At 58.1% G+C, this 12215-nt stretch carries 15 protein-coding genes; 2 read left to right on the top strand and 13 right to left on the bottom strand.

The window, feature by feature from the left end:
- Window positions 1-465: 465 nt before the first annotated feature.
- Window positions 466-936: an AAC(3)-I family aminoglycoside N-acetyltransferase gene (locus C6V82_RS12845; protein WP_102586346.1), complete on the bottom strand. Its 471-nt coding sequence runs from the start codon at window positions 934-936 to the stop codon at window positions 466-468.
- 168 nt (window positions 937-1104) lie between these two features.
- A complete protein-coding gene (locus C6V82_RS12840; protein WP_102586347.1) occupies window positions 1105-1473 on the bottom strand; it encodes a truncated hemoglobin in 369 nt (122 codons plus the stop codon).
- A gap of 101 nt (window positions 1474-1574) precedes the next feature.
- Here C6V82_RS12840 and C6V82_RS12835 point away from each other — a divergent pair, with 101 nt between their 5' ends.
- Window positions 1575-3635, top strand: a complete 2061-nt coding sequence (locus C6V82_RS12835; RefSeq protein WP_102586348.1) for a tetratricopeptide repeat protein — start codon at window positions 1575-1577, stop codon at window positions 3633-3635.
- 106 nt (window positions 3636-3741) lie between these two features.
- On the opposite strand, the gene C6V82_RS12830 is transcribed toward C6V82_RS12835, so the two are convergent.
- The 7 genes from C6V82_RS12830 to C6V82_RS12800 form a co-directional block, all read right to left on the bottom strand.
- A complete protein-coding gene (locus C6V82_RS12830) occupies window positions 3742-4500 on the bottom strand; it encodes a carbon-nitrogen hydrolase family protein (RefSeq protein ID WP_102586349.1) in 759 nt (252 codons plus the stop codon).
- A gap of 111 nt (window positions 4501-4611) precedes the next feature.
- A complete protein-coding gene (locus C6V82_RS12825; protein ID WP_219724461.1) occupies window positions 4612-4953 on the bottom strand; it encodes a cupin domain-containing protein in 342 nt (113 codons plus the stop codon).
- Window positions 4950-5429: a cupin domain-containing protein gene (locus tag C6V82_RS12820; protein ID WP_102586351.1), complete on the bottom strand. Its 480-nt coding sequence runs from the start codon at window positions 5427-5429 to the stop codon at window positions 4950-4952. Before C6V82_RS12820 ends, C6V82_RS12825 begins: the two co-directional genes overlap by 4 nt.
- 180 nt (window positions 5430-5609) lie before the next feature.
- Window positions 5610-6176, bottom strand: a complete 567-nt coding sequence (locus C6V82_RS12815; protein WP_102586352.1) for a DUF1993 domain-containing protein — start codon at window positions 6174-6176, stop codon at window positions 5610-5612.
- Window positions 6177-6293: 117 nt separating this feature from the next.
- Window positions 6294-6653: a DUF1801 domain-containing protein gene (locus C6V82_RS12810; RefSeq protein ID WP_102586353.1), complete on the bottom strand. Its 360-nt coding sequence runs from the start codon at window positions 6651-6653 to the stop codon at window positions 6294-6296.
- Window positions 6654-6812: 159 nt separating this feature from the next.
- Complete coding sequence (locus tag C6V82_RS18350) at window positions 6813-7427, bottom strand: DUF1294 domain-containing protein (RefSeq protein WP_102586354.1); 615 nt, start codon at window positions 7425-7427, stop codon at window positions 6813-6815.
- 300 nt (window positions 7428-7727) lie between these two features.
- A complete protein-coding gene (locus C6V82_RS12800; protein ID WP_102586355.1) occupies window positions 7728-8387 on the bottom strand; it encodes a TetR/AcrR family transcriptional regulator in 660 nt (219 codons plus the stop codon).
- 92 nt (window positions 8388-8479) lie between these two features.
- On the opposite strand from C6V82_RS12800, the gene fabF reads away from it, so the two are divergent.
- Window positions 8480-9745 carry a beta-ketoacyl-ACP synthase II gene (fabF, locus tag C6V82_RS12795; protein WP_102586356.1) on the top strand — a complete coding sequence of 422 codons (1266 nt, stop codon included), beginning with the start codon at window positions 8480-8482 and terminating at the stop codon, window positions 9743-9745.
- 91 nt (window positions 9746-9836) lie between these two features.
- On the opposite strand, the gene C6V82_RS12790 is transcribed toward fabF, so the two are convergent.
- The 4 genes from C6V82_RS12790 to C6V82_RS12775 all read right to left on the bottom strand — a co-directional run bounded on the left by C6V82_RS12790 (window position 9837) and on the right by C6V82_RS12775 (window position 12050).
- Window positions 9837-10136: a type II toxin-antitoxin system RelE/ParE family toxin gene (locus C6V82_RS12790; RefSeq protein ID WP_102586357.1), complete on the bottom strand. Its 300-nt coding sequence runs from the start codon at window positions 10134-10136 to the stop codon at window positions 9837-9839.
- Complete coding sequence (locus C6V82_RS12785; protein ID WP_102586358.1) at window positions 10137-10406, bottom strand: type II toxin-antitoxin system Phd/YefM family antitoxin; 270 nt, start codon at window positions 10404-10406, stop codon at window positions 10137-10139.
- Window positions 10407-10478: 72 nt separating this feature from the next.
- Window positions 10479-11420, bottom strand: a complete 942-nt coding sequence (locus C6V82_RS12780) for a LysR family transcriptional regulator (protein WP_102586359.1) — start codon at window positions 11418-11420, stop codon at window positions 10479-10481.
- Between the two features lie 180 nt (window positions 11421-11600).
- A complete protein-coding gene (locus C6V82_RS12775) occupies window positions 11601-12050 on the bottom strand; it encodes an OsmC family protein (protein ID WP_102586360.1) in 450 nt (149 codons plus the stop codon).
- Between the last annotated feature and the right edge of the window lie 165 nt (window positions 12051-12215).

The raw sequence follows: 12215 nt of genomic DNA, 5'->3' as shown, positions 1-12215 counted from the left end.
GATATTTCTTGAGCCTAAGAATAGATGGGCAACCTATGCAGAATCCACGCTTTTACGCGTTTTGTCCGAGTCAATAATCCAGGGTGCATATACGGCAAAAGAGGTGGTGCAGGATATGGACGAGTGATGAGAGTACCAAAGCAGATGGTTCGCCGTCATACGGAAAAGCGCTGGAGCCCACGAACCCAGAAAACCTAAGCTCTCGGCACGCTACCGCCCCTACCTAGGCATGTGGCGATGACCTGTTGCCATCCATGCGGCAGTCCCTGTGTACGTCTTGGTCACGTAAGCCATCTTTGCAGCCTTTTGCTTACCGTAACCAACCGTTGCACAGGGGGCAACGCCAACTAAAGAATGAGTCGGATATTGGCTTGGGGATGGAGTTCGTCTACGTTGCGTTGCGAGATCGCCTCGGCATGGCTGAGGGAGGATTTCTCTTCGATGGGGGTTGGCGATGAGCGCCGCTCAGCCTGGGTTCACGGGGATGTCGAAATGCAGGACTTCCTCCTTGATGCCCAGCTTCGAATACAGGGCGATGGCGGCCTCGTCTTCCGGCGCCGTATCGGCCTGGACGATGATGACGTAAGCCCCGCGGCTTGCGGCAATCTTCTTCAGCGCATCAATCAAGGCAGTGGCAATGCCCTGCCGTCTGTATTCGTCTGCCACCGCCAGGTCGTAGAGATAGACCTCACTACGCGCCTGCTCGAACTTTCTCAGTTCGTACGCTGCCAGGCCGGCCACTACGGTTTCGTCCCGAAGTGCGACGAGGGCAATGAAGTCGTCACGGGAAAGCAGCCGCCTCATGTAATCCGCCGAGGGCCGGTTGCCGGTATAGGTTGCCATGTCACCGAAGACCCGCCCAAACTGCTCCAGCAGGGCATCCATGCGGCCCAGGTCGTGACTGCCAAGTCGTTGTATGTCTCGTTCAAGGTTCATCGGAAGGATTGTCCTCGCGTTCCCTTAACTGGCACTCATTGCGATGTGGGTAGACCGATATCGACCTGCGGCAAGCGGGCCGATACCGGTTGTGTGAGTATTGGACACCCGGCCCGGCGGCCGGCGCCATCGGCCGCGGGCGGGCATGACCAAACGGCATGACCTCGCTCATCGGTGGATGATTTCCCCCTTGAGCGAATAGGCAATGCCCAGCACTTCGTCGCAGACCGGTCGTGGATACTCCATTTCATCCATGGCTTGCATGATGTCGTCGACCACGGCCACGTATTCGGCCGCGCTGACGTTCATCCCGGTGTGGGTTTCGATCATCGAGCGCCCGGTGTACTCCACCGGCCCGCCGGAACCGGCCCCGATGAACTCCTTGACCTTGGTGCGGGCCCGATCCAGCGCTTCCTGGTCGAGGGCTTGGTAGCGTGGGCCGGCGACGTTGTTCTGCAGGTGGAGATCGACGATCCGGTCGCAGAGCTTGTCAATACCGTCGTGACCACCGAGTCTGTCATAGAGAGTGTCGTTCATGTCGAGATGCTCCTTTCCGAAATTCGGTTCCAAGTAGGTGCCTGGGCACCTACCTAAAGGGCGTAACAATCCTTGTTACAACCGCAACAAAGGCAACTGAGATGACGGAAGTGGACCTATCGTCGATTCGTACCGCCCTCGAGGAAGGCGACTTCGCCCATGCCCAGCAACTGCTCGACGGGCTGTCGATGCCGCCTTCAGCTGAGCTGTGGGCCTTGCGGGCCCAGGCGGCTTACGGCACGGGCGACCTAGAAGGCACGCTGGCCGCCTATGGCGAGCTCTACCACCTGCACCTGGAAGCGGGCTGCCTCCATGAGGCTGCCTTTGCCGCTGTCATGGTCGGCATGTACCTGATGATGGATACGGGCCTGATGGCCACCGTACGCGCATGGCTGTCGCGGGCGGAGCGCCTGGTGGAGGATGCCCCTGACAGCCCCGTCTGGGCGTGGCTTGCCGCCGTGCGTACCTATGAGCGCCTGATGTGCGGTGACATGCCGGGCACGGGGCAATGGGCGCAAAGGGCCATGGACGGCGGCCAACGGCACGGCCTGGCCGCGCCATCGATCATCGGTCAGGTGGCCATGGCGCGGGTCCGCATCCATGACGGCGACCTCGAACAGGGGCTGAGTGCGCTGGACGACGTGGCGGTGGAGCTGAGCTCCGGCCATCTCGATCCCCTCACCACGGGGCAGATGTGGTGCGAGGTGATCTGCGCCATGCAGTGGATCGGCCAGCACGATCGCGCCGAGGAGTGGACCGAGGCGATGGAACGCTGGCGACATGGGGCGGCGTTCGGTGGGCTGAATGGCCGCTGCCGGGTGCACCGTGCGGAGATCATGCGCCTGCGCGGGCCTTGCGACGCCGCCGAGCAAGAGGCATTGCTGGCCTGCGAAGAGCTGCGCCCATGGATGCGGCGGGAGTACGGCTGGCCGTTGACCGAGCTCGGCAACGCACGGCTGCGCAAGGGCGACTTCACCGGTGCCGAGGAGGCGTTTCTGGCCGCGCATGAGAACGCCTGGCTGCCCCAACCGGGCCTCGCGCTGCTGCGATTGGCCCAGGGCCGAGTCGAGGAAGCGCTTTCCATGATCACCACCTCGCTCGATCATCCGTTCGATATCCCCTCGAAGGAGCGCCCGCCTTCGGGGGGCCTGCAGCGGGCCCCCTTGCGCGATGCTCAGGTCCTCATCGCGCTGGCGGCCAGAGACGGTGACACGGCCCGCGTCGCCGCAGACGATCTCGCGGAGATTGCCCGGAAGTACCAGAGCCGCACACTGCAGAACTCGGCGCTCGCCGCGCAGGGGCGCCTGGCGCTGTTCGACGGTCAGGTGAGCGATGCGATACGGCTGCTGAGCCAGGCCGTGATGGAATGGGTTGCGCTACGAATGCCGTTCGAGGCGGCGCAACTGCGCGTCGAGCTCGCGAAAGCGCACCGTGCGGCGGGTGACGACAAGACGGCAGACATGGAACTCGAGGCGGCGTGTCGCGCGTTCGAGTCGCTCCACGCCCTGCCCTGGGCGGAACTGGCACGCGAACACCTACCGGTCACCCCCTCGCGGCAGGCGGCTGAACCCGAGCAGTGCGTCTTCCATTGCGAGGGAGACATGCGCACGGTGGCTTTCGACGGCATCACCCTCCACCTGAAGGATCTGAAGGGCATGCACTTCCTGGAACGCCTGCTGACAGAGCCCGGTCGGGAGTTCCATGTGCTCGACCTGGTGGCGGTGGAGCGTGGCGCACTCCCTTTCGGTGACGCTTCCGATGGAACCGGGCGCGATGCCCATACCGGATTGGGCCAGCCGGGGTTGGAAGTGTTCGACTCGAAGGCCCGCGAGGCTTACCGGCAGCGGCTCGCCGAGACCGAAGAAGACATCGAGGAGGCCGAGGCCAACAATGACTTCCACCGCTCTGAGCTTGCACGCGCCGACCGCCAGTTTCTGATCGACGAGCTTCGCCGCGGCGTCGGCCTGAACGATCGGGCCCGAACCGTGGGTGACGGCCTGGAACGCGCCCGCACCAGTGCCACCCGTTCACTGCGCTACGCCCTCAAGCGCATCCGGCAGCATCATCCGAGCCTGGCCGAGCACCTGGAGCGCACGATTCGCACCGGCTCCTATTTCGCCTACGAGCCCGACCCTCGCGCACCGGTGCACTGGAAGACCTGACAGCTCCCGACGACCAGAACGACAAAGCCCCAAGCCATGGTGAGTGGCTTGGGGCTGGTGGGTGAGGCGGGGGTTGGTGTTTCTAAGAAAGACGTTAACGCCGCCATCACGCCCCTGTCGCGTGCATTGCTTGGTTATCAAGCTTCTTCACACTAGCACTTCCGCTATGGGTGTCTAGAACAACCACACCCTCAGACTCTGCATCTATCTGAGCAAGAAGCTCCCCTCGAATGTTCCAGGCTGCCGACTGACCGACGCTAATAAAGTCATCGCTCGGCCCGACACAGTTAGCCATTATTACAAAAATATTGTGACTTCGAGCAACAATGGGATAGTGCTTCATTGCTTTGGCTACACCTCCAACAGATTTTGCGACACTGGCAAGATACATATCAGAAAACAAGGCGGCTGCTTCGTTAGCATGATCCATCTTAAGTGACTCATAACAGATGGCAGGCGTTAATTTGAAACCCTGTCTCTCTAGCAGAAGCTGCTCACGCCCCGGAACGAAGTAGGGATGTTCATCAGGGTGCAGTTGTTGTTTAGCGTATAGGCGTCGAGCCTCACCAGGCGCAAACCATACCATTCCGATATACACATCAGAATCAGCAATGATCGGCATGCCGACACCTATAATTAGGTTGTGTTTATCGCTGTACTTTTGAAAAGGATCAAGTCGGTGGTCGCTAACTTCGATTGCAAGGGAGTCAGCCAGTCGTGGTTCGAAACCTGTGAGCGAAAGTTCCGGGAAGAACAACACATCTGCTCCTTGGGTAACGGCCAGCTCAATAAGCTCAAGATGCTTAGCACGGTTAGTTTCGAAATCGCCTGCTATTGGTCGAAATTGAGCGGCACACACCTTCATGATCGAGCTCCTATCCAATCTGGCTCTGTTTCAAAGACTTCCTGATGCCCGCTTTTGCGGCTGCTTTGTAGCGCAGCGGAAAACCAGTCAGACAACATACGATTGTTATACCTAGGACTCGCCACCTTCAGGGCCGTAAAAAACCACCCAAACCGAAAACCCTACAGTGAAGTTCAGGAATCGATATTCTGTGCCTGCAGGCACAAATATGAAAGAGCCTTCTTTAATTTCCAAAGTCTCTTGGCCATCAAAGAACTGCCCTGATCCCTTTGCGACGATATAAATTTCATCTCGCGAATGAGGCGTCTGTGGATCGCTTCCTTCTGGGGTATAAAGCTCCGTAACCATAGTGCCATGACTAAATATGGGAATAGCCAAATTACCAGGAGGTGCTGGACCCAAATTGATTGCGTCCTCCAGTGTTGAATGCACAGCCCTCTTTGCCATATTCATTTCCCTCCCGCAGTTGGTGTTTCTATCTGACTGATGTCCACCAAGTTCCAGGCCATTCCCTTATTTCGATAAATTCTTTTATTGAGCTTTGGGTAATCTCCGACATCATGATCCAACCGTTGTCCGACAACTATGCACTTCAAAACTGTTGCGCCATTGTTATAGATCATGTGAGCTTCGCCACCAGCGCGGTAATCTAAAAAGTCCCCTGCCTTCACCTCGAATTTCTGATCACCAACAAGAGCTTCCGCTGTACCTTCAAGGATATAGACGCACTCATCTTCATGATAGTGTTTATGAAACTCAGTTGATTCGTGGCCAGGCTGTATCTCAATCAGATGAAAGCCAAACCCCGTTAACCCTGTCAAATCACCTAGAGATTTATTATCTCGCCTGGCATTATCATTAAGAAAATGAACTTTTGACGTGCCTTCAAATCCTTCTATTTCTTCTCTGGTTATAAGGTATTTATCCAATGTCTGATCCTCCAGAGATAACGCCAGCGCATAACGGCACCCTTGTAATGGAGGCGCAACCGCAATGAAAAAGGCGTCCGGCGGCTATCTGCCGCGCGGTGAGAAATCGGGGTTGAGAAATCGGGGTCAGACCCCAATTTTCCAATTTTCACCGAACGTCCCTGCGCCATAACTAAGCTGTTAAACTTTTGGTATCGTTTCAGGACGGATATATGAAAACATATGCGCTACGTAGTCAGCTTTTCCAAGTTCTATCTTCTCGCTACGCAATATTGAATAAGCGGTCATGAGATGGAAGTAAAACTGGGGTAGTGTCCAATCGCGGGCATATTGCTCAGCGGTAAAATCGAGAATCATACCGTTCGGAAGTTCGTGCACGAGTGGCTTATCCGCGTTTGAATCCAGGGCGCCTGGGGCAAGGCCGTCTAGTAACGTGATAGTTTCATCAATCCGGGTTTGAGCATCCGCGAGAGAACCGGGTCGCTCGCCTGCATTTCGCCCTTCTTCTAGCAGTTCATCGATAGATTTTGGGAAAGGCTCTCCTTTAAGCCGGAATATTGCCTCCTGAGCCTGCACGCAAGCAAATCGAATCTGCGTCGATAGAGGAAACATATCCGGCGCTAGACGTGCTGATAACAGCGCTTCCGCATCTGTTTTCGGTATTTGTTCCTGTGCTTTCTTCAGCCAACCTGAGAGCGTTCGAAGCATTTGCGTATACGTTGGGACGAGTAGACTCGTTATTGACATTAATGTCCTTCCTTATAAATTGATGGCTGTATATTATCCGCTATGAGTGAGCACACGAAATTAATATATTAATTGGAAACTAAATTCGAATTCTAGCCCGCCCCCTCCGCCCCCTTGCTACGCTTTGCTAACCGCAGAGTAAGCTGCACCGAGATAGATATGCACATATTTTTCCTCGATGTCAGAAACCGATTTCAATTTTATGTGGCGGCGATATTTTCCGCCACCTTCTAACACCCCGTAAGGGTCAGGCAAACGTGCCCCTTCACTCAGTTCAAGTGAGACATGTCGAGCATAGGAAAACACTCCGCAGAATGGTGAACCCAAAGAGAATAGAATGCCGCCATATTTGACCTCCTCAGATACATTCGAGCCAGCTGATAAAGCCAGCTCCCTCAGTTTCTGGATAATGTTGTAACGCTCCTCACTCAGATCGCGAATATCCGCCAGAAGGTTATCGACGCGTGTCATCTTCATATCCACTTCCTTATCGCTATGAGCAAACATGGCACTCGCTGCAGCCTAACGCTGCGCGCCTCGGCTAATTGTAGGGTCCCGGATTCTCCAAAACGGACCTCAAAAGCCGATGCACTGGGAGGTAACAAGGCGTGTTAATTGCTACATCCTGGGTAACTGTTAACCGATCCCTAAACTAGCCCAGACGATCGCAGCCTCTCCTGTATAAAGAAGCCACCCAAGCACCGCACAGTTCACCAACACCCCACACCAAAATATCGCCTGAAACGGCTGTTTCCTGGTTTTGTGCCGAAATACCCGCTGTGCTATCAGGGCACCTGGCCAGCCACCTACCAAGCCTGCAAACAGAAGCGTAGCTTCTGGTGTGCGCCTTCTGCCCTTCCCCGCTGCGGCTTTGTCGATGCCATACATGATGAAGGTGATCACGCTCAGCAGCGCGTATGCTGCTACGAGCTGCAATGGGATGTGATCTGCAACGCTCAAGACTGATAGGAGTGCGAAGAACGCAGCGGCGACACTGAATACCACCATCAGCCCTCTGGAGCGTGGAGAAACGTGGCGTGCGGCTTTCGGGTAACTCGCCTCCTGCGCCCTAGGCCTGTTCTGGCTGTCTTGTGTCAGATGATAGGTAATCGGCTCATTGACTGTTGGCCGGCGCCCATCGCGGGGAAATGCGCTGATGTGGACGAATACACGCGGACCACCTGCTGTCGGTGAGATGAAGCCGAAGCCCTTGTCGTCATTCCACTGAGTGAGCTTACCTTCTTGCCGCATCGGGTTCTCTCAGGCTAAGCAGTGGTTTAACTGACCGTCTACACGACCGAGTCAACCTCAGGTTTTATATCGCTAGGGTTTGTAGGTAAGGCTGGCTTTTCCGGCGGGGGAAATTGGGAGTCGGGGCACGCTACCGCCACTACCTGGGCATGTGGCGATGACCTGTTGCCATCCATGCGGAAGTCCCTGTGCAGTTCCTGGTCACGCAAGCCATCTTCGGTTCCCTTTTGGATACCGTAACCAACCGTTGCACAGGGGGCAACGCCAACTGAATAAGTCGGATAGTGGCTTGGGGCTGGATCATGCGGGGTTTGGCTGCCCGGCTTCGCCCAGCATGCCGTCCAGCTCGCTTTCGTCGACGCCGAGCATTAGCAGGATATTGCGCTGGGCGGCGTTGAGAATGTTCTGGCGCTCCTGCTCGCCGGGCAGGCTCTTGGCGATGGCCACGGCGCCCACCAGGGAGGCGAGAATGACGCGGGATTTATCGGCAATGACTTCTCGGTCAGGTTCGAAGGGCAGCTTCTTGAGGCGGCTCAGCGCGATAAGGCGGGTTTCCAGCATTTTCTTCATGCGCAGGTACGAGGCTTCGAACAATGTGCGGATCTCGGCGTTTTCGTTGCCGATCTCGTTGAACAGCACCGTTTCCGGGCCCGGCTTGCGCTTGCGTTCGAGCTCCTGGAGGTTCCAGCAATTAGCGACCAGCTCGGTCAGGTGCTTCACTGACAAGGGTCCCTTGACCAGCCTGGCTGCGCGGCTGCTCTCCAGGGTTTCGCGCACCGACGCGTAATAGAGCGCTTCCTTCGAGGTGAAGTGCGCGTAGAAGGCGCCGTGGGTCAGCTTGGCCAGCTTCATGATCTGGCCGATGGAGACCTTCTCGAAGCCTTTGCGGCTGAACAGCTCGATCGCGGAATTGAGGATACGCTCCCGCGATTGGGTCTTGTGGTTCGTCGAGTACGGCATGGCGACTTCACCCTTCCACGCAGAATATTATCTTGATCATATCAAGCCCGGTGCTAGCGTGGCCCAACACACCCGCTGTTCAGGACACCATCATGCAATCACCGCTCGTCATTACCGGCATGGGCATGGTCAGCCCACTTGGTTGCGGCGTCAAGGCAGGCTGGGAGCGCCTTCTGGCCGGCCGGTCCGGCATCTCTTCGATCTCCCGCTTCGATACCGGCGTGCTGCCGATCAAGGTCGCGGGTTCGGTGCCCGGTATCGCCGATGACACGCGAGCCGGCTTCGACCCGGACCGCGTGGCCGACCCCAAGGAACGCCGCAAAATGGAGCTGTTCAGCCTCTACGCCATGGCCGCCGCCGAAGAGGCGCTGACCCAGGCCAACTGGTTCCCCGAAAGCGATGCCGAGCGGCTGGCCACGGCGACCATCGTGGGCTCCGGCATCGGCGGCTTCCCTACCATCACCCAGGCGCAGAACACCCTGACCACACGCGGCTACCGCCGGCTCTCCCCTTTCACCGTGCCGGCCTTCCTGGCCAATCTGGCGGCGGGTAACGTGACCATTCGCTATGGCTTCCGGGGGCCGCTAGGTTGCCCGGTCACCGCCTGCGCGGCCGGCGTGCAAGCGATTGGCGATGGCATGCGCATGATACGCAGCGGCGAGGCCGATGTGGCCCTGGTGGGCGGTGCCGAAGCCTGTATCGACCCGCTCTCGCTGGCGAGCTTCCACGCCATGAAGGCACTTTCCACCGAGCAGGACGCCCCCGCCAGGGCATCGCGCCCCTTCGACCAGGCACGCAACGGCTTCGTCATGGGCGAAGGCGCGGGGCTGCTGGTGATCGAAACCCTGGCCCACGCCGAGGCACGCGGGGCAACGCCCCTGGCCGTGCTGAGCGGCTATGGCACCAGCGCCGATGCCTACCACATCACCGCTGGGCCGGAGGATGGCGCCGGGGCCGCGGCGGCCATTCGCGCCGCGCTGAGAATGGCGGGCCTGGCGCCCGAAGCGATCGACCATATCAATGCCCATGCCACCTCGACACCGGTTGGCGACCGGGCCGAGATCGCTTCGCTGCGCAACGCCTTCGGCGATGCCCTTGCCGGCATTCCGATCTCCGCCACCAAATCGGCCACCGGCCATCTGCTGGGTGCCGCTGGCGGTGTGGAGAGCATCTTCTCCGCCCTGGCGGTGATGCACGAGCGCCTGCCCCCTACCCTGAACCTGGAGCACGCCGACGACGACATGCAGGATCTCGATTTCGTCTCGGGCACGGCACGCGAGCATCGCAGCCAGCACGTGCTGTGCAACGGTTTCGGGTTCGGCGGGGTGAATGCGGCGCTGATCGTCAGCAAGATGTAGGAGCGGGAATCAATTGGGGTCTGTCCCCGAATTCTCCGGGGGTCTGTCCCCGAATTCTGCCGAACTCTGGGGCATCCGGTGCATGGCCTGGTTATGTTTCGCTTTCCGGTAATTCGAGCTGCCTCTCACTCCGCCAGACTCGTATGAGTACAACCTCTTTAGCCTGCCTGAGGTAGACAACCCGGAATGGCGCGTGAATCAATTCGCGAATATGATCCAGGTTGAATTCAGGAACAATTCGGCCTGCATCAGGGTGGACTTGAAGCATTCCGCAATGCTCCAAGATAGCAGCCACGAAATCATCACCGATGAGTGGCACATTCTGCTCTCTGTAATACTCCTGAATAGCCTGTAAGTCCTCAAGAGCGGACTGTGCAATGCGTAATTCCATTTACTTGATGCCCAACGCTTTCTTGGTGTCCTCCAATGATATGGTGTTGCCCTCGCGAACATCCATAAGCCCCTGCGCCACCGCCTTTACAAACCGCAACTCCTCTGCGGTTCTCTCATAATCCTCTAGCCCCTGAACAACAGCTACGCCACGGCCACGACTGGTAAGCAGGATTGGGCGATGCGTATCCTGCGCTCGACCAACCACCTTGCCGGGATTGATCTTCAGGTCTGATAGAGGAATGACATCCTCGGAAAATTTCACTTGCATAGTGATTACCTAGACTCCAATCTGGTGCCATCAATAGCACCAGTTAACAGGTGCGGTCAAGAAAAAATAGAATCAACTGGGGTCTGTTCGCGAATTCCCGGCTTCGTCCAGCAGCCATTCGCGGAACTGCCGAGCGATGGGGCGTTCCAGGCCCGTGCCGGCGCTGACGACGTAATAGGCTTGCTCGCAGTGAAGCGGACGCTCGGTTGCGACCACGAGCTTGCCGGCGCTCAATTCCGCCTGGTGGAGGTCTCTGCTGCCGAGCAGTATGCCCTGGCCGGCGAGAGCCGCTTCCAGGGCGAGCAGTCCGTTGCCGAATCGCAGTTCGCGCAGCGTTACGGCTTCACGCCCCTGCTGCCGGAACCACGCCTTCCACCCGCAGGGCTCGTCGAAACGCGTGTGGGTGCTGTCGCACAGCAGTGGCTGCCGGGAAATGTGGTCGACAACGTCCGCTTTGGCGGCTAGCGACTCCGTGCCGATGGGCACCAATTCCAGCCCCATGAGCCGCTGCGGTTCGATATCGGTGTAGTGGCCGTAGCCGAGGCGCACGGAGACATCGACGCCGGCACGTTTGAGCTCGGCGACGCCGAAATTGTCCTGGCGGCTACGGTCTACCGTGTTCAGGCTCGCCTGAAGCCGCACTTCGGCCTCCGGGCAACGCGCGTAGAAACGGTGCAGGCGCGGCACGATCCACTTGGTGGCGAAAAGCGGCTCGGCACACACGGTCACGATCAGGCGCTCTTCGCCGTAGGCGCGGATCTTGTCCACCGCGCGCCCTAGTGTCTCGAACCCTTCCTGCAGTTCCGGAAGGGCCATGCGTGCGGCTGGGGTCAGGCTGACCCGGCGGTGGTGGCGGACGAACAGGTCGACGCCGAGATATTCTTCCAGCGCCTTGACCTGATGACTGATGGCCGCCGGCGTGACGTTCAGCTCCTTGGCCGCCACGGCGAAGCTCTTGGTTCGGGCGGCGACTTCGAAGTAGGAGAGTGCGATCAGCGGTGGGCGTCGTGACATGACCAATACTCACAGGGATGGCGGTGGCGCCAGGCGATCCAGCGACATACTCGACGGCCACTATAGTCGCTGGTCATGTAAAAGGAAGACCGACCTTGAAGTGGTAGATGGCATGCATGGTCAACCCCCTGTGGTTGTCATCGTTGTTTGTCATGCTGGCTGATGTCCCGCGATGACCGGTTACAAGTGATTGATGGTCACCTCGGCAGTGATCGAATTGCGGATGAAACAGTTCTTGTGAGCGTTGGCGTGAATTCGTGATATCGCCTTCTGATCGGGCTGCTTTTCGCCACTAAAGGTGATGCGCGGAGACAGCACGATCCGGGTGATCTCCATCCCCTTGCGTTCGTTGCTCTCGAGATGGCCGACCGGGTCGTCCTCATAACATTCGACCTGATACCCCTGATATTCGGCGATCGCCAGGAAGAACAGCATATGACAGCTGGATACCGCACTGACCAGCATCTGCTCCGGGTCGGCACAGTGCGGATCGCCCTTGAATTCGACCGATGCGGACACGTCGACCCGCTGGCCACCATTAAGGGTGACGCCGTGATTGCGCGAATAGGTGTTGGCCTCGGTTTCGTGCGGATGGTGTTGCCAACGGATGGCGGATTCATGGACGGACATAGACAGCCTCCTCGGTTGAGGCTTCGAGAGTATGAATCCCCGAACAGGCTGTAAAACGACAATGGCTAACCCATGGGGTTAGTTTTCTTCATTCGAGCCACCATCGACACCTTGGCACGAGCGCCGCACAATGCTCTCACGGTAGGCTCAGGGCGCATTCCCCCA

The organism is Halomonas urumqiensis (assembly GCF_003028575.1).
In the GTDB taxonomy this organism is placed as follows: Bacteria; Pseudomonadota; Gammaproteobacteria; order Pseudomonadales; family Halomonadaceae; genus Halomonas; species Halomonas urumqiensis.
This window is presented reverse-complemented; position numbering and strand designations above follow the sequence as displayed.

What these genes read in the sequence shown, in the direction of transcription:
- C6V82_RS12840 (WP_102586347.1), bottom strand. Translation starts at nt 1,473, where the DNA reads ATGAACGACACTCTCTATGACAGACTCGGTGGTCACGACGGTATTGAC.
- C6V82_RS18350 (WP_102586354.1), bottom strand. Translation starts at nt 7,427, where the DNA reads ATGCGGCAAGAAGGTAAGCTCACTCAGTGGAATGACGACAAGGGCTTC.
- C6V82_RS12775 (WP_102586360.1), bottom strand. Translation starts at nt 12,050, where the DNA reads ATGTCCGTCCATGAATCCGCCATCCGTTGGCAACACCATCCGCACGAA.
- C6V82_RS12835 (WP_102586348.1), top strand. Translation starts at nt 1,575, where the DNA reads ATGACGGAAGTGGACCTATCGTCGATTCGTACCGCCCTCGAGGAAGGC.
- C6V82_RS12815 (WP_102586352.1), bottom strand. Translation starts at nt 6,176, where the DNA reads ATGTCAATAACGAGTCTACTCGTCCCAACGTATACGCAAATGCTTCGA.
- C6V82_RS12810 (WP_102586353.1), bottom strand. Translation starts at nt 6,653, where the DNA reads ATGAAGATGACACGCGTCGATAACCTTCTGGCGGATATTCGCGATCTG.
- fabF (WP_102586356.1), top strand. Translation starts at nt 8,480, where the DNA reads ATGCAATCACCGCTCGTCATTACCGGCATGGGCATGGTCAGCCCACTT.
- C6V82_RS12845 (WP_102586346.1), bottom strand. Translation starts at nt 936, where the DNA reads ATGAACCTTGAACGAGACATACAACGACTTGGCAGTCACGACCTGGGC.
- C6V82_RS12800 (WP_102586355.1), bottom strand. Translation starts at nt 8,387, where the DNA reads ATGCCGTACTCGACGAACCACAAGACCCAATCGCGGGAGCGTATCCTC.
- C6V82_RS12825 (WP_219724461.1), bottom strand. Translation starts at nt 4,953, where the DNA reads ATGAATATGGCAAAGAGGGCTGTGCATTCAACACTGGAGGACGCAATC.
- C6V82_RS12830 (WP_102586349.1), bottom strand. Translation starts at nt 4,500, where the DNA reads ATGAAGGTGTGTGCCGCTCAATTTCGACCAATAGCAGGCGATTTCGAA.
- C6V82_RS12780 (WP_102586359.1), bottom strand. Translation starts at nt 11,420, where the DNA reads ATGTCACGACGCCCACCGCTGATCGCACTCTCCTACTTCGAAGTCGCC.
- C6V82_RS12785 (WP_102586358.1), bottom strand. Translation starts at nt 10,406, where the DNA reads ATGCAAGTGAAATTTTCCGAGGATGTCATTCCTCTATCAGACCTGAAG.
- C6V82_RS12790 (WP_102586357.1), bottom strand. Translation starts at nt 10,136, where the DNA reads ATGGAATTACGCATTGCACAGTCCGCTCTTGAGGACTTACAGGCTATT.